This is a genomic window from Lacisediminimonas sp., from assembly GCF_030645335.1.
GTDB lineage: Bacteria > Pseudomonadota > Gammaproteobacteria > Burkholderiales > Burkholderiaceae_D > Lacisediminimonas.
Genome location: NZ_JAUSNH010000127.1, coordinates 1 through 21,895, shown reverse-complemented (window position 1 = coordinate 21,895; position 21,895 = coordinate 1). Strand labels below are relative to the sequence as shown.

The 21,895-nt window shown below is 59.8% G+C and carries 20 protein-coding genes and 1 other RNA gene; 12 read left to right on the top strand and 9 right to left on the bottom strand.

Annotation, left to right across the window (positions count from 1 at the left end):
• From Q7T64_RS09135 to Q7T64_RS09125, 3 genes are all read right to left on the bottom strand, one after another.
• Positions 1–609 (bottom strand): efflux RND transporter permease subunit (locus Q7T64_RS09135; RefSeq protein ID WP_304794707.1); only part of this gene is annotated, 609 nt, incomplete at its 3' end.
• A 14-nt stretch (positions 610–623) separates the two neighbouring features.
• A complete protein-coding gene (locus Q7T64_RS09130; protein WP_304794703.1) occupies positions 624–2,210 on the bottom strand; it encodes an efflux RND transporter periplasmic adaptor subunit in 1,587 nt (528 codons plus the stop codon).
• Positions 2,211–2,218: 8 nt separating this feature from the next.
• Positions 2,219–3,535, bottom strand: coding sequence for a TolC family protein (locus tag Q7T64_RS09125; RefSeq protein ID WP_304794702.1), 1,317 nt, complete (start codon positions 3,533–3,535; stop codon positions 2,219–2,221).
• Between the two features lie 1,512 nt (positions 3,536–5,047).
• Here Q7T64_RS09125 and Q7T64_RS09120 point away from each other — a divergent pair.
• The 3 genes from Q7T64_RS09120 (at position 5,048) to Q7T64_RS09110 (ending at position 7,150) form a co-directional block, all read left to right on the top strand.
• Positions 5,048–5,659: a type IV toxin-antitoxin system AbiEi family antitoxin domain-containing protein gene (locus Q7T64_RS09120; protein ID WP_304794709.1), complete on the top strand. Its 612-nt coding sequence runs from the start codon at positions 5,048–5,050 to the stop codon at positions 5,657–5,659.
• A complete protein-coding gene (locus Q7T64_RS09115) occupies positions 5,656–5,997 on the top strand; it encodes a nucleotidyl transferase AbiEii/AbiGii toxin family protein (protein WP_304794699.1) in 342 nt (113 codons plus the stop codon). Before Q7T64_RS09120 ends, Q7T64_RS09115 begins: the two co-directional genes overlap by 4 nt.
• A gap of 286 nt (positions 5,998–6,283) precedes the next feature.
• A complete protein-coding gene (locus Q7T64_RS09110) occupies positions 6,284–7,150 on the top strand; it encodes a LysR substrate-binding domain-containing protein (RefSeq protein WP_304794694.1) in 867 nt (288 codons plus the stop codon).
• Positions 7,151–7,263: 113 nt separating this feature from the next.
• Here the strand turns inward: Q7T64_RS09110 and Q7T64_RS09105 are convergent, their stop codons facing one another.
• From Q7T64_RS09105 to Q7T64_RS09090, 4 genes are read right to left on the bottom strand one after another with little or no spacing between them, the layout of a single operon-like run.
• The gene (locus Q7T64_RS09105) at positions 7,264–7,563 is read right to left on the bottom strand and encodes a 2Fe-2S iron-sulfur cluster binding domain-containing protein (RefSeq protein ID WP_304794691.1); all 300 of its coding nucleotides are present in this window, start codon (positions 7,561–7,563) and stop codon (positions 7,264–7,266) included.
• An 8-nt stretch (positions 7,564–7,571) separates the two neighbouring features.
• The gene (locus Q7T64_RS09100; RefSeq protein WP_304794688.1) at positions 7,572–8,453 is read right to left on the bottom strand and encodes an SMP-30/gluconolactonase/LRE family protein; all 882 of its coding nucleotides are present in this window, start codon (positions 8,451–8,453) and stop codon (positions 7,572–7,574) included.
• 27 nt (positions 8,454–8,480) lie between these two features.
• Complete coding sequence (locus Q7T64_RS09095) at positions 8,481–8,870, bottom strand: RidA family protein (protein WP_304794684.1); 390 nt, start codon at positions 8,868–8,870, stop codon at positions 8,481–8,483.
• The gene (locus Q7T64_RS09090; RefSeq protein WP_304794681.1) at positions 8,863–10,257 is read right to left on the bottom strand and encodes an aromatic ring-hydroxylating dioxygenase subunit alpha; all 1,395 of its coding nucleotides are present in this window, start codon (positions 10,255–10,257) and stop codon (positions 8,863–8,865) included. The genes Q7T64_RS09095 and Q7T64_RS09090 overlap by 8 nt, the downstream gene beginning before the upstream one ends.
• Positions 10,258–10,494: 237 nt before the next feature.
• Between Q7T64_RS09090 and ribBA the strand changes: the two genes are divergently transcribed.
• The 6 genes from ribBA (at position 10,495) to Q7T64_RS09060 (ending at position 15,588) form a co-directional block, all read left to right on the top strand.
• The gene (gene ribBA, locus Q7T64_RS09085; protein WP_304794678.1) at positions 10,495–11,604 is read left to right on the top strand and encodes a bifunctional 3,4-dihydroxy-2-butanone-4-phosphate synthase/GTP cyclohydrolase II; all 1,110 of its coding nucleotides are present in this window, start codon (positions 10,495–10,497) and stop codon (positions 11,602–11,604) included.
• A 19-nt stretch (positions 11,605–11,623) separates the two neighbouring features.
• On the top strand, positions 11,624–12,106 hold the full coding sequence (gene ribH / locus Q7T64_RS09080) for a 6,7-dimethyl-8-ribityllumazine synthase (protein WP_304794674.1): 483 nt from the start codon (positions 11,624–11,626) through the stop codon (positions 12,104–12,106).
• An 81-nt stretch (positions 12,107–12,187) separates the two neighbouring features.
• Positions 12,188–12,652, top strand: a complete 465-nt coding sequence (nusB, locus tag Q7T64_RS09075) for a transcription antitermination factor NusB (protein WP_304794671.1) — start codon at positions 12,188–12,190, stop codon at positions 12,650–12,652.
• Positions 12,653–12,671: 19 nt separating this feature from the next.
• Positions 12,672–13,856, top strand: coding sequence for a pyridoxal phosphate-dependent aminotransferase (locus tag Q7T64_RS09070; RefSeq protein WP_304794668.1), 1,185 nt, complete (start codon positions 12,672–12,674; stop codon positions 13,854–13,856).
• A 62-nt stretch (positions 13,857–13,918) separates the two neighbouring features.
• Positions 13,919–15,250: a type II toxin-antitoxin system HipA family toxin gene (locus Q7T64_RS09065; RefSeq protein ID WP_304794665.1), complete on the top strand. Its 1,332-nt coding sequence runs from the start codon at positions 13,919–13,921 to the stop codon at positions 15,248–15,250.
• Positions 15,251–15,252: 2 nt separating this feature from the next.
• Positions 15,253–15,588, top strand: coding sequence for a helix-turn-helix domain-containing protein (locus Q7T64_RS09060; RefSeq protein ID WP_304794662.1), 336 nt, complete (start codon positions 15,253–15,255; stop codon positions 15,586–15,588).
• Positions 15,589–15,706: 118 nt separating this feature from the next.
• Here the strand turns inward: Q7T64_RS09060 and Q7T64_RS09055 are convergent, their stop codons facing one another.
• Positions 15,707–16,642 carry a transglycosylase SLT domain-containing protein gene (locus Q7T64_RS09055; protein WP_304794659.1) on the bottom strand — a complete coding sequence of 312 codons (936 nt, stop codon included), beginning with the start codon at positions 16,640–16,642 and terminating at the stop codon, positions 15,707–15,709.
• A 483-nt stretch (positions 16,643–17,125) separates the two neighbouring features.
• Here Q7T64_RS09055 and ubiD point away from each other — a divergent pair, with 483 nt between their 5' ends.
• Both ubiD and ffs read left to right on the top strand, forming a co-directional pair.
• Positions 17,126–18,610, top strand: coding sequence for a 4-hydroxy-3-polyprenylbenzoate decarboxylase (gene ubiD, locus Q7T64_RS09050; RefSeq protein ID WP_304794656.1), 1,485 nt, complete (start codon positions 17,126–17,128; stop codon positions 18,608–18,610).
• Positions 18,611–18,732: 122 nt separating this feature from the next.
• Positions 18,733–18,831: signal recognition particle sRNA small type (gene ffs, locus Q7T64_RS09045), an RNA gene on the top strand.
• An 18-nt stretch (positions 18,832–18,849) separates the two neighbouring features.
• Here ffs and Q7T64_RS09040 read toward each other — a convergent pair.
• A complete protein-coding gene (locus tag Q7T64_RS09040; protein ID WP_304794653.1) occupies positions 18,850–20,508 on the bottom strand; it encodes an isovaleryl-CoA dehydrogenase in 1,659 nt (552 codons plus the stop codon).
• Between the two features lie 214 nt (positions 20,509–20,722).
• Between Q7T64_RS09040 and dnaX the strand changes: the two genes are divergently transcribed.
• Positions 20,723–21,895: DNA polymerase III subunit gamma/tau (gene dnaX / locus Q7T64_RS09035; protein ID WP_304794650.1), on the top strand; the 1,173-nt coding region annotated here is incomplete at its 3' end.

Here is a 21,895-nt window from a genome sequence, read left to right as displayed (position 1 = left end):
CAATCGGGCGGGGTTCGGCGCGACGTGATATTCCTTGGTGTAACCCCCAATGGAATTTATCTCGGTCACGCCCGCCACATTGCGCAGTTGTGGCTTGATGATCCAGTCCTGTATTTCACGCAGGTCGGTGGGGGTGTAGGGCGAGCCGTCCGGCTTTTTAGCGCCTTCCTTGGCTTCTACCGTCCATAGATAAATTTCGCCCAGACCTGTGGAGATTGGTCCCATCGATGGCGTGATGCCGGCGGGCAGTCGTTCTCTGGCTTCCTGGATGCGTTGGTTGACGAGCTGGCGCGCAAAGTAGATGTCGGTGCCGTCCTTAAAAATCACCGTCACCTGCGATAGGCCATAACGCGACAGCGACCGGGTCTGCTCCAGACGCGGCAGGCCGGACATAGCGGTCTCAATCGGAAAGGTAATGCGCTGCTCGGCTTCCAGTGGCGAATAACCAGGTGCGGCGGTATTGATCTGCACCTGCACATTGGTGATGTCAGGTACCGCATCGATCGGCAGCTTTTGGTAACTGAAGATGCCAATCGCGGTCATCGCAACGACGGCCAACATCACTAGCCATCGGTGCTCAATTGAAAAGCGAATGATCCGTTCAAACATAGTGTCGGTCTCGCTTAATGTTGATGAGTTGCGCTGCCTTTACCCAGCTCCGACTTGATGACGAAGCTGCCGGCTGCGGCGTATTGGATGCCTGCACTCAAGCCTTTTATGATTTCGACTTGCTTGCCATTTGTACGACCGGTCACCACCGGTTGCGGAAAGAAACCTCCGGCAACGCGCACGAAGACGGTCGGCTTGTCCTTGACGCTTTGAATCGCGTCCATCGACACCGTAACCGGCACATCCGCCTCACTTGAAACCAATTCCACGTTTACAAAGAGGCCTGGCCGCCAGGCCATTTGCGGGTTCGGCAACGTCACCCGCGCTTTTGCCGTGCGCGTTTGTTCGCCCAGCAATGCGCCCACATAGGAAATGGTGCCGGTGGCTTTGGAATCCATCGTGGTGGCGTTGATCGTAGCCCGCTCACCGACGCGGACCGTGTTCAAATCCTTGGCTGGCACGGTGATCTCGGCCCACACCATGGACAGGTCCGAAATCGTGAAGACGTTGGCATCTTCCTTGACCGCTTCGCCCAAGGTGATGTGCTTCTCTACTACCATGCCATCAAAGGGCGCGCGCAACTCGTAGCGGCTTAACGGCCCACGCGTTTCACTGGCAGCACCCAGGGCAACCAACTTCTGGCGCGCGTTTTGCGCCGCGATTTCGGCTTCGCGCAGCGATTGCTGAGCCTGCAAATAATCCTGTTCAGCGGAGACTTTTTCTTCCCACAGCTTTTTTTCGCGATTGTGGGTCAATTGCGCCAACGCCAAGCGCTTTTGGGCGGAGAGGAGTTCACTGCGTTGTTCTGACAATTGCGTGCTGGCGATTACCGCCAAGACCTGCCCTTTCTTGACCAATTGACCGAGCGTTGCCGGTACGGCTTCGACGACACCCGATAGACGAGGTACTACGTGTGCAGTGCGGTCTTCGTTGAACTTGATCTCACCCGGTAATTGCAACGAACTGGCAATGCGGGCTGGTCCGGCATTCTGAACCGTAATGCCCGCCGCCTTGATTTGCGCCTCAGCCAGTCTTACTTTGCCTTCTTCCAGGTTGAACGTGGACACGAAGACTTCCTTGCCCCGCCGAACGGCGATAGTCGCTTCGAACATGTGTGGCTCTGCTATTGGAACGGTACTCGCAAGGCCATCCTTGTTCGGCGCAAACGCGACTTCCATTTTTTCGCCATTAGGACGCACGATAGTCGCCGACACCATGGCCGAAGCCGGTGCCAACGGCTTCGTCTTTTCGAAGAGCCACACGCCCAGGCGCGACTCTCCTCCCGCTTCTGCCAGTGTCACCTCTACCCCTAAATCGCCTTCGGTAAACAGGGTGCCGCCATGCGGGCCTTTGGCTGCATTCTCGCCGCGGTGTTCGGTGTCGCCGCGTTGTTTGCCATCGGTGTGTCCTGCACCGGCGTTGCCGCCGTGGTGCTCGACGTCCGCGTGGCCGGCCGCTTGTGCTGGACCGCTTGGAGCCCCGGTCGGCCCGGCCGTCTTTGATTTGCTGATAAAGAGAATTAATGCGCCTAGCAGAAATCCGACGACGATGATCGCGATGACTGCACGTAGCTGCTTTTTGTCCAGATTTGATTTTTTCATGGGTGGTCCTAAGGCTTGGCGGTCTTGAGGGAGAGGCCGGGATTCAGGGCGGCGGTCGAACCGACGAGTCGTTCGATTTCTGCTGCCACAAGGTGCACCTCGGTCAAGGTACGTAGCAACTGCGAACGCGACTGAAACAAGGTGCGCTGGGCATCCAGGACATCGAGGAAGCCGAACTTGCCGAATTCGAATCCCTTGGTGGCGGCTTCATAGGCGCTTTGTGCGCCGGGTAATACGTCGCGCTGGAGCATGTCGACTTCGGCGCGGGCAGTAGTGAGCCGTTCGTGCTGCTGGGCCAGTTCGTTGCGCAACCTGACCTTGGTTGCTGTCAGCTCATCGCGCGCCTTGTCGGTACGGCTCAAGGCCTCCTGCAGGTTGCCCTGGTTGCGATCGAATAGCGGCAGTGGAACGGATAGGCCGAGAATGGCTTGGTTGCGCCCTAGTTGCTCATCGCGCTTAGCGCCCACGCTCACCGTGACATTCGGGATTTGCTTTGCGCTCTCCACGCGCGCCAAGGCTTGCCGCCGATCGACTTCGAGCCGCGCACGCTGCAAGTTTGGGGAGTCTTCCAATTGTCGTATGAGGGTGGACAAGGTTGCCACTTCAGGCAGCGCATCAACTTGACCGGCGGCGCGATCAAATACTGGAGAATTGCTGCCCCAAGTCGCCGCTAATCGCCTGCGGGCGGTTACTAGTTCGCTCACGGCTTGGGCCAAATCGATGCGCATGCCGGACTCGGCTACGCGAGCCCTGGTTTCTTCGACCGGCGAGACTTTGCCGGCGATGACTCGCTTGGAGGCCGCGTTGGTAGCAAGTTGCGCTAGTTCGACCGACGCTTGCGCCAGGCGATGGCGCTCTTGAGTCGAGAGCAAGGTATAAAAGGCGGCTGCCACGGTGGCCCGTATGTCGGCACGCTTGGCATCGAGCTCAACTTCTGCAGCATCCCGGCCGCGTTCAGCTGCAGTGATGCGGGACGATCGTTTTCCGAAAAGCTCAATTGGCTGGTTGATTTGCAGAGTCGTCGTGCGCGTTGCCTTGTTGCGATCCTCGACCAGCGCGGTAATGTCCGGGTTCGGCATAATGCCGGCTTGGCGGACCCCGCCGCTTGATGCCTCCACCTCGCGCTGGGCGACGGCGAGGTCTGGATTGGATCGCATGGCCAGCTCGAGTGCGGCGGCCAAGGTCAGGGATCCGCTGGGCTGCAGAATGCGCGAAGCGGCGTTTTCCCCGGGCAGCGGACTCGCCCAGGAGTTGGCCTGCGCGTGCGCCGAAATCGGGAAATGAACTAGGGCCGCAAGCCCAAGCGGCAATAACAGCTTTTGCATCGAATTCTCCTTGAGGAACGAACAAAGGAATCCGGCAAAACGCGCTGCAAACTATCGTATAAGGCGCTGAATAGAGAAGAGGTCGCGTGCCGGATTAAGCGGCACGGTCCCATTTCGGCCGTTCTGGCCGTTCGGGGCGGGTGGTCGCAACCGAGTCGGCACTCAGGAACGAAGATTCCGTTTGAGGGGAGATCGAGAGCAACGCAGGTGCGGGAATGGCGAGCATCCCTGTATTACCGAACTGGCAAAAAGCGCAGTCGGCGTCGACAACAAAAATAGATTTGCTACTCTTATTATCGTCCGGCTCTGCCTTGTGTTGATGGCTATGATGGCCGAAGTGTTTCGCAGCGGCGCCGCTCTCATGATTGCAATAAACGCTCGCCGCCCCCCAAGAAACTTGGACGGGCAAGATTAGCAGCATGAGGATGAGAAACAGGCGTCGCATACCAAGAATTCTACCCCAATGTTTATCGGCCGTGTGGGGTGTACTGCACCTTACACTGCGTGGGCGCTCATGGCCCGCCAAGATGGTAGGGAGAGGATCAAGGGTCCAACGAAGTTCGCCGCTTCTGCTGATGGCCCTTGGCATCGGTAGCACGCACCGGATACGTTCGTTCGCAGAAGTGCACGAACAGCCGTTCCTAACCCTTCGATCGGCGTGGGAGCCCGATAGCGGCTGCAAAGCCAGTGCCCAAGAGATTCCTCACCTGTGGCGTCTATGACCAGGTCGATCTTTCCCAGCTGGGTATGTCGTCGACGGTCTTCCTTTCGCGCGGTCTTCTGAAAAATAGAAAACGAAAGGTGCCCTATTATTTCCACGGCGGTATAGCCTTTTATTCGCTGCCCTTGAGTCTAACTGCTGCACGATGCATATGGCGACAACATGTAGAGGGCACGGGACTGAGATGCAGCTTGATGCTGTGAGGAATGAAATAGCCCTTCAAACATCGGGAGTAAAGTCGTGAGTGTGCAATGACGAGACAAACGCTCGCCCGATACTCGCACCGACTTGCGCGTGCTTGCTGAGCACAAGCCTGGGGCGTCCCTGCGGGATGATACTAAACGCTGTTCAGTGTTTGCCCGTCCTGCACCCGCCTCGCTTAGCGCATTGGTCCGGAAGCCTCATCTCTAGTCGTAGGTTGCGGTCTAGTACCGTCTAATCGCACCGCCGATAATTCGCGGTGTTTTTGACGGTATTTTTGGATATACAATTAATATTGCTAATAAAATCAAACACTTACACAGTTGTCGATGTAATTGCCCGGTATGTGGAGCGGATGCTTTCCACGTCTCAATCCGGCTACAGATCGTGATTGCAAGCGGGGTGAGCTTGCGCCGCAGCGTAATTGGACCTCATGCAAATGGAGCAACGAGCCTCTGATTTTGGCGGCCTGCGCGAGGATGGCGGCGGCTCTGGGCGAATCCGGTGAATGCCGACGCCGATCACATCGGATTTATACAAATATGCGGCATATTTTGATATATGCCGCATATTTGTATAAAATCGGCGTCATGATAACCAGGTCACAGCATTCCATTTTGAATCTTGCAAGCAGCAAGGGCGTGCTGCGCACGCGTGATGTGTCCGCAGCTGGAGAGTCGCGTGTTACGTTGGCAACGCTCGTTCGTAAAGGGCTTCTGTCGAAGCTTGGACGCGGTCTATACGCGCTGCCAGAGAGACCATTTTCGGAAAATGGAGCGCTGGCCGAAGTGTCTGCAAGGAGCGAGCAAGGCGTGGTATGCCTGATTTCTGCCCTGCGCTTCCATGAGCTAACTACCCAGCAATCTTCTGAAATTTGGCTGGCAATCCCCCATAAAGCACACCCGCCGAAGCTCGACTATCCGCCTCTTCGTGTGGTCCATATGTCCGGTCAAGCCATGACTGTCGGAATAGAAAGCGCGAATGTCGCCGGAGCGAGCGTGCGCGTGTTCTGCGTGGCGAAGACGGTGGTCGATTGTTTCAAGTTTCGCAATAAGCTAGGGCTGGAGGTGGCGCTGGAAGCACTGCATGAAGCATGGGCGGCACGGCGCGTCACCATGGACGAACTCTGGCGCTACGCACAGATTTGTCGGGTAGCGAACGTTATGCGCCCTTACATGGAAGCCCTGGGGGCCAAGCCATGAGCTATCCAGCCTATACCGTCGTCGCAGAGAAGTACCAGGCGATGGTCAGCCTTGGCATGATAAACACCCGACTCAAAGACTATTTTGATCTTTGGGTGCTGGCAAAGCATGTACCTTTTGACCCCAACATCTTGCAGGAAGCCATTACTGCGACTTTCGCGCGACGGGGAACCCCAATGCCGCACGAGCTGCCGCCGGGTTTGTCCGACGCATTTACGCACGACAGTGCAAAGATTCAGCAATGGAAGGCGTTTCTTGGCAAGAACAAGCTGCAGGCGCCGCAATTGGATGAATTGGTCAGCGAGTTGCGCCCACTGCTTTGGGGGAAGAATGCTTAGTTACCTTGCTACGCCCAAACCCGATCTGGGACACTACGGGATTGCGCGAAATTTCGCTAAATCAATGAAACACGAAATGACCTTACTTCTGACGGTATTCTTAGCTAGTCTGGCTGCAATGTGGCGTGGATACTGGCTTGTGACACTATTCAACAATACCGCGCAGTATGTGGAGCGGATGCTGAGCTATCAAAACGCCGTCTGAAGTTCCCTGAGTGAATCTGTTAAATTTGATCCATCGTTCAACGGGTCAGCAATCATGTACAGGAAGCTTCCGCCGATATCCATGTTGCGCACCTTTGAAGCGGCGGCGCGCTTGCAGGGTTTTTCGGCGGCGGCCAAGGAGTTGTGCATCACGCATAGCGCGGTAAGCCAGCAGATCCGCGCGTTTGAGGTCCGGGTCGGCTTTTCGCTGTTCTATCGCTCCGGACATGTGATGCTGTTGACCGAGCCGGGCAAGCGCCTGGCCGACGAAGTTCGCAAGACGCTCAACGGCCTGGAAGCCCTGTTTGGATCGGATCCGGGCGCGGCGGGTGCGCCGTCCAACGTGCTGACACTGGAAGTCATGGCGCCGATTGCGCAAAACTGGCTGATCCCCCGTCTTGCACACTTTCGCGAGCAGCATCCGGGGATCGTCCTCAATATCGAGGCAACGCCGGACTTGATGCCGCTGCAGGATGATGAAGGCGTCGACATGAGCCTGCGTTACGGCGACGGCGAATGGCGCGGTGTGGAAAAGATCAAGTTGTCCGATGAAGTGGTTTTCCCGGTATGCAGCCCGCAATTCCTGGTCGACCATCCCGGCATCACCTTGCAGAACCTGAAGTCCCTGCCATTGCTGAGGCATTCGCTGATCTCATGGCGGCACTGGTTTGAACGGGCAGGCTTGCCGCTGGAAGGGCCTGACAATGCGCTCGCCTTCAACGAAGTCAACCACACCATGGCCGCAGCCTTGCTGGGACAGGGAGTTGCCCTTGCGCGCTCATTGCTGGTGCGGGATCATTTGCGCGAGGGCAGGCTGCTGCGGCTGTTCGACATCGACGCACCGGGAACTTTCAGCTACTACCTGACGTGGCGAGCCAATAGCCCGAATGGCGCGATGATGGCGACGTTCCGGGACTGGATCATCGCGCAGTTTGCCCGCGACCGGTGAGCCGCACTGTCGGATCGTGCGGCACCAATGATCGCTGCGCGGTGCTGGTTCTGCCGCGTTCTTTGCTACCGATTCAAACGGAAGTCAGACCTGGTTTGCGAGGTCGGCTCGCGTTAAAGATCAAGCACCATGCGTGGCGATTTGCAGCGCGATACGCAGGGCATCAGGAAGCGCTCCTGTTCGTCCACATCAAGCACGAAGTCCTGATGGTCGGGCGTGCCACTGAGATAGCCGGTCTGGCAGGTGCCGCAGGTACCGGATTCGCATGAACTGTCCACCTCGATGCCGGCTGCGCGCAGTGCATGCAAAATGCTCTGCCCGGCAGGCACACCGATGACTTGCCTGCTCGACGCAAGTTCGACTTCAAACTCGAATGGGGCGGCGTTTGTGGCGGGCAGTGTCGTTGTTTCCATGGCGCTCACTAATCCCTGGCGCCGAAAAACGGTTCGGGCAAGCCTGGCACATCCACGCGCATCGCGAACAGGCTGCCCGCCAGCGGTTGCTTGGCCAGCGTCGTTGCAGACAAGGGGTTGCGCGCCGTCGTGACATACAGGGTCTTCAGGTCATCGCCGCCAAAAGCGCACATGGTCGGACGCTGCGCCGGCAGGCCGATCACGCGGTCTATTTTGCCTTCCGGGGTATAGCGGGCAATGTGCCAGCCTCCTACGTGACAGATCCAGTAATAGCCCTCTGAGTCGACCGCGGCGCCGTCCGGCCGACCTTCCTGGATGTCGATTTGCAGGAACACGCGCTGGTTGGTGATGTCGCCGGTATGCTGGTCGAAGTCCCATGCCCAGACATAGTCCTGGCGGCTGTCGGAGTGATACATGGTCTTGCCGTCCGGGCTGAATGCCAGGCCGTTGGAGCAAATTAATCCGTCCACCATCCGCGTGCAGTTGCCATTGGGATCAAAGCGAAACAGTGCGCCGACGCGCTTGTCCATGCTCTCGATCACAGTGCCCGCCCAGAACCGGCCGCCGGGGTCGATGCGCCCGTCGTTGAACCGCGTCTCCGGATTGTTCGGCTCGAAATCAAACACTTTGGTCAGCACGAGCTCGGGTTCGAGGTCGATCATGAAAATACCCGACTGCATGCCTGCGATCAGGCCGCCGTCGCGCCGAAACCCGAAGCAGCCGATCCGCTCCGGCATTTTCCATTTTGTGTTGCTCCCTGTTGCCGGGTCAAAGCAGTTGAGCGACGGCTCCATGATGTCGACCCAGTAGAGCCGCCGCTGTTCCGGATGCCAGCGCGGACACTCGCCGATCAATGCCTGTACCTGCAGCACACATGTCAATTCTTCCACTCTGGACTCCATTGCCGAATTGGCTGGCTAACTGGTCTTGCGTACGACGAAGTCGATCTCGACGTCGCAGCCACGGGCCAGGGCGGTGACACCAACGCAGGTACGCGCCGGCATGCGCCCCGCCGGCAGCATGCTTTGGTACACCGCGTTCATCCGCTCGTAGTGGGCGTCGAACCGGGTCAGGAACACGCGCACCTGCAGGATCTCTGCGCCGGCAAAGCCGCAGCGTTCCATCACCTCGCGCAGGTTCTCGATGCAGGTCCGGGTTTGCGCCTCGATTCCTTCCGGTACCAAGCCGTCCGGGCCGATGGGCATTTGCCCGGTCAGGAAAAGCCAGTCACCGGATTGCACGGCGTGGCTGTACGGCGCGACCATGGCCGGGCCGTCCTGGAAAACATGGTAAATCGCGTCAGGCATTGGCATCCTCTTGTTGTTGTCCGGGCGCTTGCGACAGCCCGTCATAAAATTCCCCACTGGCCTGCATGGCGCGCACGGCACGTTCGACATGGCGTTGGCGTTCGCCCACCGGCAAGTGCGCGCTTTCTATCGCGACTTTGCAAACCTTGTGTCCGAACGACTGCAGCAGGGACTTGTCATCGCCGTCTTTCTGCGGGACCGACAGGATGGTCTCGTTGTTATAGGTCGGGACAATGCCTTTGCCGTAATTGCGTGGCGCAGCGGGAACAAGGCCTGACTGCACCTCGCGTATGCCGGCGCGCAACTGGCGGCGCAACATGGCCACGCCCTTGTCGGTCCAGCTCAGGTGCTCGTGGGTGCGCTTCACGATCGGCCCTTGCGCGACGATCGCATCCCAGTCGCCCGGACTTTTCTGGCGCTCAAGGTAGGGCCGCTCATCGGTCTGGCCCATCAGGTCGATCCTGTTGCGGCCGATGTTTTCTTTTCGGCCTTCATTGCGCGGGTCGATCACCGGGTTGAACTGCCGCCAGCCGATGTACCAGCAATGGGTGTCGTCGACCGGCGTAATCCAGCGGGTAAAGGCGGCGGTCAGCGCAAATTTTTCTTTTTCGCCATCGACAAAGCCGGTACCGAATTGCGCCATGTTCGGCAGGATCACATCGCTTGCCCGTATCCACAGGTTGTCGCCGCAGCGGCGCGTCGCGATTGCCAGCAGGCCCAGCGGTGTTTCTGCAAATTCCAGCACCGGCAGCGCGGCAAACGACGGTGTGAATTGCACGCCGGTGACGATCGAATGGAGATAGGCGGTATGGATCGGATCGGCGGCGTTTTCATGTGCCTGCAACCAGTTGCACGGCAGGTCGAGCTTCAGGGGCACCAACTCGGTGTCGTCTGGCCAGACGGTGGTGTCATAGACCGGGAATTCCGGCACCTGGTCGGGCGGACCCATGTAGGTGAAGATCAGGCCATGCGATTCATGCGTGCGGTATGCGCCTTGGCAAACCGTCTCCTTCAAGCGACTGCCGGCTGGCTCGCTGGGCGTGTCAAGCACCGTGCCGTCAACGTCATAAGCCCAGCCGTGATAGGCGCAGCGAATGCCGCGCTCACCGATGATGCCGTATTCCAGCGAGGTACCGCGATGACTGCAATGCTTGTGTACCAGGCCGACCCGGCCACTCTTGTCGCGAAAAAGGATCAGGTCCTCGCCCAGCACGCGAATCGGCATCGGCATGTCCTTGAGTTCGGCGACCATGGCAATCGGATGCCAGAACCGGCGCAGGTATTCTCCCCCCGGGGTGCCGGCGCCTACGTGTGTCAGTGCAGGATCGTCGTCGTTGGATCGGGGGTTCAAGTACCCGCTATAGGGTTGGATCGGGATTTTTGCCATCATTGCACTCCAGGTTGACTTGCGCTCGGTGCCAGTTGGCGCCAGCGGAACCGACACGGGGACCGATGCTGATGTTGATCCGTGCCAGTTTGTCAAAAGCACGTGCGGCAGCCCAACGAGAATTTTTGCCGGGACTGTAAGCCAGGCTTACAGTTATATCGGCCTGGCCCGCGCAAGTGGTGTCAGGAAGGGCAGGCAAATCAATTAGAATAGCGGTCTCTCCAAGAAGTCTTTCCCATGTCCATATCATCCATCCAAGAGATCGTCGGCGAATTGCGCGCCGGCCGCATGGTCATCCTCGTTGACGAGGAAGATCGTGAAAATGAAGGCGACCTGGTTCTTGCCGCCGAATTCGTGACGCCCGAAGCGATCAACTTCATGGCGCGCTTCGGTCGCGGGCTGATCTGCCTGACCCTGACAGCCGAGCGTTGCGAGCAGCTCAACCTGCCAATGATGACCAGCCGCAACGGCACCGCCTACGGCACCAATTTCACCGTGTCGATCGAAGCGGCTGAAGGCGTGACCACCGGCATTTCCGCGGCGGACCGGTCAAGGACCGTGCAAGTCGCCGTGGCGCGCGACGCCACGCCGGCGGATATTGTCCAGCCCGGCCACATTTTTCCGCTCAAGGCCCAGAAAGGCGGCGTGCTGATGCGCGCCGGCCATACCGAGGCGGGTTGCGACCTGGCCGAAATCGCCGGACTGACGCCGGCATCCGTGATCTGCGAAATCCTGAAGGACGACGGCACGATGGCGCGCCTGCCCGACCTGATCGAATTCGCCCAGGAACACGGCCTCAAGATCGGCACCATCGCGGACCTGATCCACTACCGCAGCCAGACCGAAAGCATGGTCGAGCGCGTGGGCGAGCGTGTCATGCAGACTCCGCACGGTGCATTCCGCGCGATTGCCTATCGCGACAAACCCAGCGGTTGCGCCCACCTGGCGCTGGTGCATGGCGAAATCGCTGGCGCAGCCGTTAGCCTGGTGCGGGTGCACCAGCCCGTGTCGATACTCGACCTGCTCGAAACCAGTACCACCACCCACTCCTGGAATGTTGGCGCCGCGCTGGCGGCGATCCAGGCAGCGCCGTCTGGCGTCATGGTGATGCTCAATTGCGAAGAATCGGCCGAGCAGATGTTCAGCCAGTTTGCCGCGCTGTGCACCCCGGAAGTCAAGCCGCCCGCGCGGGCTGCCCGCATGGATCTGCGCACTTACGGCATCGGCGCCCAGATCCTGAAGGACCTGGGTGTGGGAAAAATGAAACTGCTGGCAAATCCTCGCAAAATGCCTTCAATGGCCGGCTTCGACCTGGAAGTTGTCGGCTACCAGTCTCGTCCGGAATAATAACGAACCAAGGAATACCATGACCGTCGGAACATTCGAAATCAACCTGGAAGGTAATGGGCTGCGCATTGGTGTCGTACAGGCGCGCTTCAACGCCGACGTCTGCCACGGGCTGGCGGCTGCCTGCCTGGCCGAACTCAAGCGGCTGGGGGTGCAGGATGACGACGTCTTGCTGGTCTCCGTCCCCGGCGCGCTGGAAATTCCGTTGGCGCTGCAAAAGATGGCCGAAACCGAACAGTTTGACGCCTTGATCGCCATTGGCGCCGTGATCCGTGGTGAAACTTACCACTTCGAACTGGTTTCCAATGAATCCGGCGCAGGAATCACGCGCGTATCGCTGGATGCGGGCATTCCGATCGCCAACGCCGTGCTGACCACCGAGAACGATGAGCAGGCGGAAATCCGGATGGTCGAGAAGGGCACCGACGCTGCCCGGGTCGCCATCGAGATGGCGAACCTCGCCTATCTGCTGGATGAACTCGCCGAAGTTGAAGAGGAATAACAGCAATTGACGCCACGCCCGGTCCAGGCCAGCAGGCCTGGTGCGGGTTTGCCGGACCGGCCGCTGCCCTCAAGGACACTTATGACTGATAAATCGAACCACGCCAATCCCAACAAGAACCGTACGCCGCGCCATCGGGCGCGCGAGTTTGCGTTGCAGGGGGTCTATCAATGGCTGCTCAATCACGAAGAGGTTGCTGTGATTGATGCGCATATTCGACAGGCGCACGGATTCGACAAGGCCGACAGCGGTCACTTCCATGCGCTGCTGCACAACACGATCAGCCAGCAAACCGCATTGCGCGCGGTATTGTCGCCACTGATCGATCGTCCGCTGGACCAGCTTTCGCCCGTCGAGCATGCGGCATTGCTGATTGGCGCTTACGAGCTGAAAAACCATATCGAGATCCCGTATCGGGTAGTCATCAACGAAGCGGTCGAACTGACCAAGTCGTTTGGCGGCGTCGATGGGCATAAATACGTCAACGGCGTACTCGACAAACTGGCGGCAACCATCCGCGACACGGAAATCAACGCTGGCAAGTGACAGCGGCAGGAGAGCGGGCATGACGCATCCCCAACTGGCGGGCCGGCTGCAAAACATTGCCCCCTTCCATGTGATGGAACTGGCCAAGATGGCGGCGGCCCTCGAAAAAGAGGGCCGCTCGATCATCAACATGGGCATCGGCGAACCCGATTTCACTGCCGCGCCGGACGTGATCGAGGCCGCAGCGCATGCGATGGCCAACGGCCGCATGCAGTACACACCGGCCACCGGCATACCGGCGCTGCGCCAGGCGATTTCCCGGCACTATGCGCAGCGCTATCAGGTCGAGGTCGATCCCGCGCGTATCGTGGTCACCGCCGGCGCCTCGGCGGCGCTGCTGCTGGCCTGTGCCGCATTGGTCGAGCCGGGCTGCGAAGTGCTGATGCCCGATCCCTGTTACCCGTGCAACCGCCATTTCGTCGCCGCCTTTGACGGCGTGGCGAAGCTGGTCGAATGCGGGCCGTCCCAGCGTTTCCAGCTCAGCATGGACGATGTCGTGCAGCAATGGACGCCAGCCACGCGCGGCGTCTTGCTGGCGTCGCCCTCCAATCCGACTGGCACCAGCATAGCCAATGCCGAACTGACACGGATCGTGCAGGCGGTTCGGGAGCGCGATGGCTTCATCATCGTTGACGAAATCTACCAGGGCCTGTGCTACGACCACGAGCCGACAACGGCGCTGTCGCTGGGCGAAGACGTCATCGTGATCAACAGTTTCTCGAAATATTTCAACATGACAGGCTGGCGCCTGGGCTGGCTGGTGGTGCCGCCATCGATGGTCGAGCAGATCGAAAAGCTGGCCCAGAACTTCTTCATCTGCCCCTCCAGCATCGCCCAGCATGCTGCCGTCGCCTGCTTTACACCGGATTCGCTGGATCTGTATGAAGAGCGCAGGAACGAATTCCGCCGCCGCCGCGATTATCTGGTGCCTGCCTTGCAGGCCTTGGGCTTTGAGGTGCCGGTGATGCCCGACGGTGCGTTCTATATATATGCCGATTGCAGCCGCTGGTCGGACGACGTCGACCAGCTTTCGATCGAGTTGCTCAACGAAGCCGGTGTGGTGCTGGTGCCCGGACTGGATTTCGGGCCCTTCACTGCCCGCCGCTATCTGCGGATTTCCTACGCGACGTCGATGGAGAACCTGTACGCCGCCGTGGCGCGGATGACGGCGTTCTTTGAAAACCGGACACCGCGCCGGCCCTGAACAGCGGCGGGGTGTCCCAATCAAATATTACATATAAGATCCCAAATAGCATATAAGATCCAATGAATGGCATCATAAACGTGCCAAACCATGGAGATGGTATGCATTGCAGCATAGAGATTTTCCTTGATGGCACGTGGCGCGAATGCTGCCGTCTTGATGTCGATAGTCCGGCAAAGGGCGGGGCCGGCTCAGCCAGCCTCGAATATTATCCGGAGTATGCCCTTGAGCAGACTGCGCGGGTTTCCATGCGTTATCCCGTCACTTTCGACTTTTATCGGCAGCCAAAATGGCCGGCTTTCCTGTTCGACCTGATTCCGCAAGGCAAGGGTCGGCAGTACTTGCTGGGGGAGCTCAAACTTGTCGATGGCCCTGGAGCTGACTGGGCGTTGCTGTGCGCTGGCGCATTCAATCCTGTAGGTCGCCTTCGGATCCGGGAAGCGAACGCCTTTTACCAAAGGCAGCTTGATCGTCACGACGATGCAATTTGGCACCGAGGGTTCGAGCTTGCAGAAGTGCTCGCTCGGCGCGAGGAATTTGTCGAGTATCTGCAAGTGCATGGCATGCTCGCTTCCGGCACCACCGGCGTACAAGGCGTGGCCCCAAAATTCATGTTTACGTTAGGGCTGGATGGGCTATGGCATGCCGATGGCGCACTGCCAGATCATCTGGCTTCAAAGCACTTCCTCGTGAAGTTGCCACGCGGACGTGATCCCAGCGACTTGAAGATATTGCGCAACGAGTCGGCGTTTGTCCGGGTCGCCCGTGCGCTTGGGCTTTTCACCGAAGAGCCTCCGCAACTTCATGATGATTTTCTTTTTATTGAACGCTTCGATCGGTGTGTTACCGAGGGTCGCGTGTTGCGTTTTCATCAGGAAAGCGTGGCTTCACTGGTAGGGCAAGTCGGTTTTGATGCGCGTCCGACACAGAATGAGGTGTTGTTTGCTTTACGCGAACACGTTTCCGATCCAGAAACCGCCACTGTTGAATTCCTGAAAAGGGACGTTCTTAATCTGGCAATGGGAAATACTGACAATCATGCCCGCAATACTGCCGTGCAGATTATTGGCGACCATGTAAGACTGGCGCCCTTGTTTGACTTTGCTCCCATGAATCTGGACAAGGAAGGGATTGCGCGCGCCCTGAGGTGGAAGGACATGGATAGCCGGGAGCTTACCAATTGGGGCGATGTACTCAACGCGTTATCACTGCCAGAAAAAGAGGCACTGGCTGTGCGAAAACAGATGTCGGCGTTTGCAGACAGCGTCGAAGCACTGCCAAGTGTCATGCGCAAGCACGGGGTAGACGACGATATCATCCAGGCGCGGCATTACCCTATCATTCGTCAGGTGGAGCAACTGCGTGAATTGTCCCCATCGGGAGCAGGAGCTTAAATATGGACAAGCGGAAAAAAGCAGCCTCACGGGAGGTCACCCGTCAACTGCGGATCCAGTTCTATGACGATATCGAAGCGGGACATTTGTCATTGCAAGACGCAGTCAAGCTGATGCGCCAGATGTCCGGCCTGACACAGGTCGAGTTTGCGCAAAACCGCGGTGTCAGTCTTCGGGTGGTAAAGGAAATCGAGCGCGGCTCGGGTAATCCCACGGTCAAGACCTTGAATCAGATTGCATGCCTGTTCGGCCTCGAGGTCGCTTTCCGCCGTAGTCCGGGCGGTACTGGATCTGCGCCGCGACGGGCGGTGTCAGCTGAGCTTTCAACGATCGCGTGATTTGTCCGCCGGGCCTGCGCGCAGACATGGAAGCTGGAGCAGCAGGCCTGAAATGAAAATGGCCGCCCTCGGGGCGGCCATTTGCTTGACTGCGTGCGGCGAAACGGGCTGCTGTTGCTCAGGCCGGCTCGGAGAGCGGCGTTTCCTCGTTCCTGGCTTCTTGAGTGCCGATGCCTGGCAATGGCACGGGAGCGGGCCGGGATTTCACCACTGCCTCGGTCGTCTTGCGCACCGGCTTGCCGCCATGCGCCACTTCCTTCAGGCGGTTGTACTCGGCAATCACTTTGGAGCCGTAGCCGGAATCGGTTTCGTTGTTCCCGGCGCCGACATACATCTTGAGACCGCCTTCGAGCGACCCACTGCGGTTGACATACTCTTTCAGGATGGTTGCTCCGACCTTGATATTGGCGACCGGGTTGAGGGCAGCCTGGACGCCGCCGAGAGGCTGGAATTTATCGCGATGGATGTTCGCCATCACCTGCATCAGTCCCTTGGCGCCGACCGGGCTCTCCGCGAACGGGTTGAAACGCGACTCGATGGCAATCACGGCCAGGATCAATAGCGGGTCGAGGTGCATTTCGCGTGCCGTTGAATAGGTCGCACCGACCAGCATGCCGGCTGCGTCCGTCGCCACGCGGTAACGCTTGGCAATCCAGCTGCTTACGCGCAGTTGCTCGGAATGAGCAGGCGCTGGTTTGGCGACCGGCGCATCCGCCTTCATGGCGCTTGTCGGCTTTTGCGGGGCGGCTTCTACCGTCGCGTTTGCTGCAAATGCCGACACCGCGGCGCCGGTAATGGCGCCACCGGTGAGCACTTCGTCGCTGCCCTCTGCCTGTTCTGTCGTGAAAGGCGACAGGGCGATCAGGTCTTCGGCCAGATGGGGGTTAAAGTAAAGCACGCCAAATGCGGTGATGCCGGCCAGCCCGGCAATGCTCAGTCCATTGCGCAGGGTCTTTCCGGTCCGGATGGCGGCGCGCAACAGCGCCGCACGACGATTGTCCTGATTGGCATGGCGGTGCAACCATGCCGGTACTGCGTTGACTGCTTGTTTCACGTTCCGACCTCCTGAACTTTCGCGGCAAAGAAGATCCGTCGAGCAACTGGCAAAAATGCCGGGAGCAGGGGATCAGACCGCCATGTCGCGAACCAGAAATCGCCTGGACAGTGCGCGCAGCGCAACTTGACCAGACGCCGTTTTCGTTTTCAGCCTCAGCAGCTTGCAGTGGCAAGGAGGGCATCCAACGAAGCGTTACGGGGGTGGAGGCTGACGCCTCGTGACAACATTCCCAAAATGATGGAGCCCCGCGGCTCCGTGAGTTGACTAGGTTCTTACTACGGGCCCGCTTACCGGAACCCATCCTCATCAAGTTGGGCGGATTGTAAGTAGGTCTCAAATAACAAGTCAATACTATCAAATCACAAAGTCATGACTTTTATGTCTTACTTCTGCGCCGCACTGCAATATTTGGCCGCCAAATCAATTACTTGTCATAATCCTGTAGTTCCCGGTCGGGGGTTTTGAAGCAGCACAAAGAACATGAAATATACGGATTTGCGGGATTTTATTGCTCAATTGGAATCAATTGGCGAGCTCAAGCGAGTGCGGCAGCCGGTTTCGCCGCATCTGGAGATGACTGAAATATGCGACCGTACCCTGAAGCAGGGTGGTCCGGCGCTGCTGTTCGAGCAGCCGACCGGTCATGCCATGCCGGTGCTGGGCAACCTGTTCGGCACCACTCGCAGGGTTGCACTGGGCATGGGAGCAGACAGCATTGCCGACTTGCGCCAGATCGGACATCTGTTGGCCAAGCTGAAGGAGCCGGAGCCGCCCAAGGGTTTGCGCGACGTGATGGGCATGGGTGCACTGGTCAAATCGGTGTGGGATATGGCCCCGCGCGAACTGCGCACGGCGCGCTGCCAGGAAGTGGTGTGGGAGGGCGGTGACGTGGACCTCGGCCGGCTGCCGATCCAGCACTGCTGGCCAGGCGATGTCGCCCCGCTGATCACGTGGGGCCTGGTCATTACACGCGGACCGAACAAGAAGCGGCAGAACCTGGGCATCTACCGGCAGCAAGTCATTGCCCGCAACAAGGTGATCATGCGCTGGCTGGCCCATCGCGGCGGCGCGCTGGACTTCCGGGAACATGCGATCAGGTCCAAAGGCCAGCCTTACCCGATCGCGGTGGCGCTCGGCGCCGATCCGGCGACCATTCTTGGCGCGGTGACGCCGGTGCCCGACACGCTGTCGGAGTACCAGTTCGCCGGCCTGCTGCGCGGTAGCCGTACCGAGCTGGTCAAGGCAATCGGCAGCGACTTGCGGGTGCCGGCCTCGGCCGAGATCGTGCTGGAAGGGCATATCTATCCGGACCCGACGCATCCCAGCGGCTACGAGCATGCGCTGGAGGGGCCGTATGGCGACCATACCGGGTATTACAACGAGCAGGAGAGCTTCCCGGTGTTCACGATCGACCGCATCACGATGCGGCGCGATCCGATCTACCATTCAACCTACACCGGCAAGCCCCCGGATGAGCCGGCCGTGCTGGGGCTGGCGCTCAATGAAGTATTCATTCCGCTGCTGCAGAAGCAGTTTCCAGAAATCGTCGATTTCTACTTGCCGCCGGAAGGCTGCAGTTACCGCATGGCGGTGGTGCAGATCAAGAAGTCCTACCCTGGTCATGCGCGGCGGATCATGTTTGGCGTGTGGAGTTATTTGCGTCAGTTCATGTACACCAAGTTCATTGTCGTGGTGGATGAGGATGTGAATGCGCGCGACTGGAAGGAAGTGATCTGGGCCATCACGACGCGGGTCGATCCGGTGCGGGATACGGTGCTGGTGGACAACACGCCGATCGACTATCTCGACTTTGCATCGCCGGTCAGCGGCCTGGGCAGCAAGATGGGAATCGACGCGACCAACAAGTGGCCAGGTGAAACCAGCCGCGAGTGGGGAGCGCCCATCGGCATGTCCGATGAGGTGAAGGCCAGGGTGGACGCCATGTGGGGCAGCCTGGGTATCTGACACGGCAGCGATCGCGCCGGCCGAGCTTCGCTGGCGGGGGCCTTGAAGGCTGCGATCTTGCCGGTGCGAACATCGAATCGGCGCTGGGCCGGCAGCCATCTTTGCTGGTAAAATGCGCTCAAGGCGGGCCCCTGCGCATTGTGGTGTGGTCAACCTGGTCAGGTCGGGAACGAAGCAGCCACAGCCATCTCCCGCAAGTGCCGCAGACAAGGCTCGCCCCTTTTATTTCCCCAGCCCGCTCAGCCAGACGGCAGCGCGCGTTCCAGTACCATTTCTGCCATTGAGTCATGCAGGTGTTCGGCTGGCATGGTGCCGTAGACCCGCCCGCTGCCTGCATCGATGCGACTCGCAATGAACGCTTCGGCGCTGGACGCCGGCGCATGTTCCAGCATCAGCTGGCACTGGACCAGCAACACCAGATCCTGCGCAATACGCCGCGCTGACGCTTCGCGTTGGTCCGGCTCCTGCAGCAAGGCTTGCCGCAGCCGCGCCAGCAACTGCGCCATTTCCGGTCGCTGGCGTGCCGCTTCTGCCAGCGAATCAAGCACGCGTGCAAATCCTTCCGGCTCGCGCTCGATGGCGCGCAACACGTCCAGGCACATGACATTGCCCGAGCCCTCCCAGATCGAATTGACCGGCGCTTCGCGGTAAAGCCGCGCCATCGGTGCGCGCTCGACATAGCCGTTGCCGCCCCAGACTTCCATGCATTCGCCAGTAAATTCAATGGCGCGCTTGCAGATCCAGAATTTTGCGGCGGGCGTCAATATGCGGCGCCAGGCGCGCTCCAGCGGATCGTCCGCGCGGTCGAGCGCAGTGGCCAGGCGCAGCATCAGGTGGGTCGCCGCCTCGCTCTCCAGCGCCAGGTCGCACAGCACATTGCGCATCAGTGGCTGCCGCACCAGCGGCTTGCCGAATACGCTGCGGTGGCGGGCATGATGTATCGCCTGCACCAGCGCGTGCCGCATCAGTCCGGCGCTGCCGATCACGCAATCCACGCGGGTGATGCTGGCCATGTCGATGATGGTCGGAATGCCACGCCCTTCCTCGCCGACCATTACCGCCCATGCGTCCTGGAATTCGACTTCACTGCTGGAATTGGATCGGTTGCCCAGCTTGTCCTTGAGTTGCTGGATCAATACGGGATTCTTGCTGCCGTCAGGGCGCCAGCGTGGAACGAAGAAGCAGGACAGGCCTTGTGCAGTGCGCGCCAGCACCAGGTGGGCGTCGCACATCGGCGCCGAGAAAAACCATTTATGGCCGGTGATCAGGTAGGGATGGCCGCGGCCTTGCGCCGCAATGGCTGTGGCCACGCTGCTGTTGCTGCGCACATCCGATCCCCCCTGCTTTTCAGTCATGCCCATGCCGACCAGGATCGACTCCTTTTGTGCCAGCGGCAGGTCGCGCGGGTCGTGCACGGTCGACCCCAGCTTGTCGGCCAGCTGGCTGAACAGGGCGGGTTCCTTCTGTAGTACTGGTATGGCGGCAAACGTCATCGTCACCGGGCACAGCGAGCCGGACTCAAGCTGGGCAAACAGGTAGTAGCTTGCCGCGCGGGCAAGATGGGCGTTTGGCCCCGGCTCCAGCCAGGCCCGCGCCTGCATGCCGTGCTCGCGCAATTGCGCCAGCAGCGCATGCCAGCTCGGGTGGAACTCGACCTGGTCGATCCGCGTGCCGTTGCGGTCGAACGCCTGCAATTCCGGAACATGGCGGTTGGCGGCCTCGGCCAGCGCCAGCATGCCGGCGCTGCCCAGCGTCGCCCCCAGCCTGCCCAGCGCGGCCTGCTGCCCCGCATCGCAGCCGATCCGGGCGCGTTCCTGCAATGCCGGGTCGCTGCCATAAAGATTGATGTCCTGCAAGACAGGCGCCTGGTTGGCGACCTCATGGCTTGGCCACTGCATTTGCGCACCTCCTGTGCCGGTTTCGAAGCGCAGCGTTGTCGTTGCGCCATCGAATCATCCGGGCTGATTATCGCTTGCCTGTTGTCCTTGCCGGATTGTTGCCTTGTTCCTGCATGGCCGCAATGGCAGGGCGCAGATGATCGCTGTCTGTCACCGTCGTCACTCAGGTAAAATGCGCAGGAGATTATTGTCTTTCCGGATTGCTGCCGCCTTCATGTCCTATCAAGTCCTTGCCCTCAAGTACCGACCCCGGAGTTTCGATACCCTGGTAGGGCAGGAGCACGTGGTGCGGGCGTTGACGCATGCACTGGAGCAAAAGCGCCTGCATCACGCCTGGCTGTTCACGGGCACGCGCGGGGTTGGCAAGACCACCTTGTCGCGCATCCTGGCCAAGGCGCTGAATTGCCAGGGTGCGGATGGCCAAGGTGACGTGACGGCCCAGCCGTGCGGCGTGTGCGACGCCTGCACTTCGATCGATGCCGGCCGTTTTGTCGACTATATCGAACTCGACGCCGCATCCAATCGCGGCGTCGACGAGATGGTGCAACTTCTGGAGCAGGCGGTCTACGCGCCATCCAGCGCGCGCTACAAGGTCTACATGATCGATGAAGTGCACATGTTGACCGCCCACGCCTTCAACGCGATGCTCAAGACGCTGGAAGAGCCGCCCGAGCACGTCAAGTTCATCCTGGCGACGACCGATCCGCAAAAAATTCCGGTCACGGTGCTGTCGCGCTGTCTGCAATTCAATCTCAAGCAGATGCCGCCCGGCCATATCGTCGGCCACCTGGAAAATATCCTCGGCCAGGAAAGTATTGGTTTCGACAACGGCGCACTGCGGCTGCTGGCGCACGGCGCCCAGGGATCGATGCGCGATGCGCTGTCGCTGACGGACCAGGCAATTGCCTACTCGGGCGGCAATATCACGCTTGACGCGGTGCAGGGCATGCTGGGCGCGCTCGACCAGTCGTACCTGGTGCGCCTGCTCGATGCGCTGGCAGCCGGCGATGGCGCTGGTTTGCTGGCCGTTGCCGACGAAATGGCCGTGCGCAGCCTTTCCTACAATGCAGCGCTGCAGGACATGGGCTCGCTGCTGCACCGGATTGCGCTGGCGCAGACCGTGCCCGCAGCCTTGCCTGACGACCTGCCCGAGCGCGAGGACATCCTGCGCCTGGCCGGCCAGATGCAGGCCGATGAAGTGCAACTGTATTACCAGATCGCCGTGCACGGACGCAATGAACTGGGACTGGCTCCGGACGAATACGCCGGATTCACAATGTGCTTGCTGCGCATGCTGGCGTTCCGGCCGCTGGAGTCCGCCGGCCAGGCCGCGCCACCGACGCCTGTGGCGGCGCGGGCGCCAGCTGCGCTGGCGGCCAGTGCGCCT

Bases quoted from the DNA above. Each gene is read 5' to 3' on its own strand.
- Q7T64_RS09130 (WP_304794703.1), bottom strand. From the start codon at position 2,210: ATGAAAAAATCAAATCTGGACAAAAAGCAGCTACGTGCAGTCATCGCG.
- Q7T64_RS09125 (WP_304794702.1), bottom strand. From the start codon at position 3,535: ATGCAAAAGCTGTTATTGCCGCTTGGGCTTGCGGCCCTAGTTCATTTC.
- Q7T64_RS09120 (WP_304794709.1), top strand. From the start codon at position 5,048: ATGATAACCAGGTCACAGCATTCCATTTTGAATCTTGCAAGCAGCAAG.
- Q7T64_RS09115 (WP_304794699.1), top strand. From the start codon at position 5,656: ATGAGCTATCCAGCCTATACCGTCGTCGCAGAGAAGTACCAGGCGATG.
- Q7T64_RS09110 (WP_304794694.1), top strand. From the start codon at position 6,284: ATGTTGCGCACCTTTGAAGCGGCGGCGCGCTTGCAGGGTTTTTCGGCG.
- Q7T64_RS09105 (WP_304794691.1), bottom strand. From the start codon at position 7,563: ATGGAAACAACGACACTGCCCGCCACAAACGCCGCCCCATTCGAGTTT.
- Q7T64_RS09095 (WP_304794684.1), bottom strand. From the start codon at position 8,870: ATGCCTGACGCGATTTACCATGTTTTCCAGGACGGCCCGGCCATGGTC.
- Q7T64_RS09090 (WP_304794681.1), bottom strand. From the start codon at position 10,257: ATGGCAAAAATCCCGATCCAACCCTATAGCGGGTACTTGAACCCCCGA.
- ribBA (WP_304794678.1), top strand. From the start codon at position 10,495: ATGTCCATATCATCCATCCAAGAGATCGTCGGCGAATTGCGCGCCGGC.
- ribH (WP_304794674.1), top strand. From the start codon at position 11,624: ATGACCGTCGGAACATTCGAAATCAACCTGGAAGGTAATGGGCTGCGC.
- nusB (WP_304794671.1), top strand. From the start codon at position 12,188: ATGACTGATAAATCGAACCACGCCAATCCCAACAAGAACCGTACGCCG.
- Q7T64_RS09070 (WP_304794668.1), top strand. From the start codon at position 12,672: ATGACGCATCCCCAACTGGCGGGCCGGCTGCAAAACATTGCCCCCTTC.
- Q7T64_RS09065 (WP_304794665.1), top strand. From the start codon at position 13,919: ATGAATGGCATCATAAACGTGCCAAACCATGGAGATGGTATGCATTGC.
- Q7T64_RS09060 (WP_304794662.1), top strand. From the start codon at position 15,253: ATGGACAAGCGGAAAAAAGCAGCCTCACGGGAGGTCACCCGTCAACTG.
- ubiD (WP_304794656.1), top strand. From the start codon at position 17,126: ATGAAATATACGGATTTGCGGGATTTTATTGCTCAATTGGAATCAATT.
- Q7T64_RS09040 (WP_304794653.1), bottom strand. From the start codon at position 20,508: ATGCAGTGGCCAAGCCATGAGGTCGCCAACCAGGCGCCTGTCTTGCAG.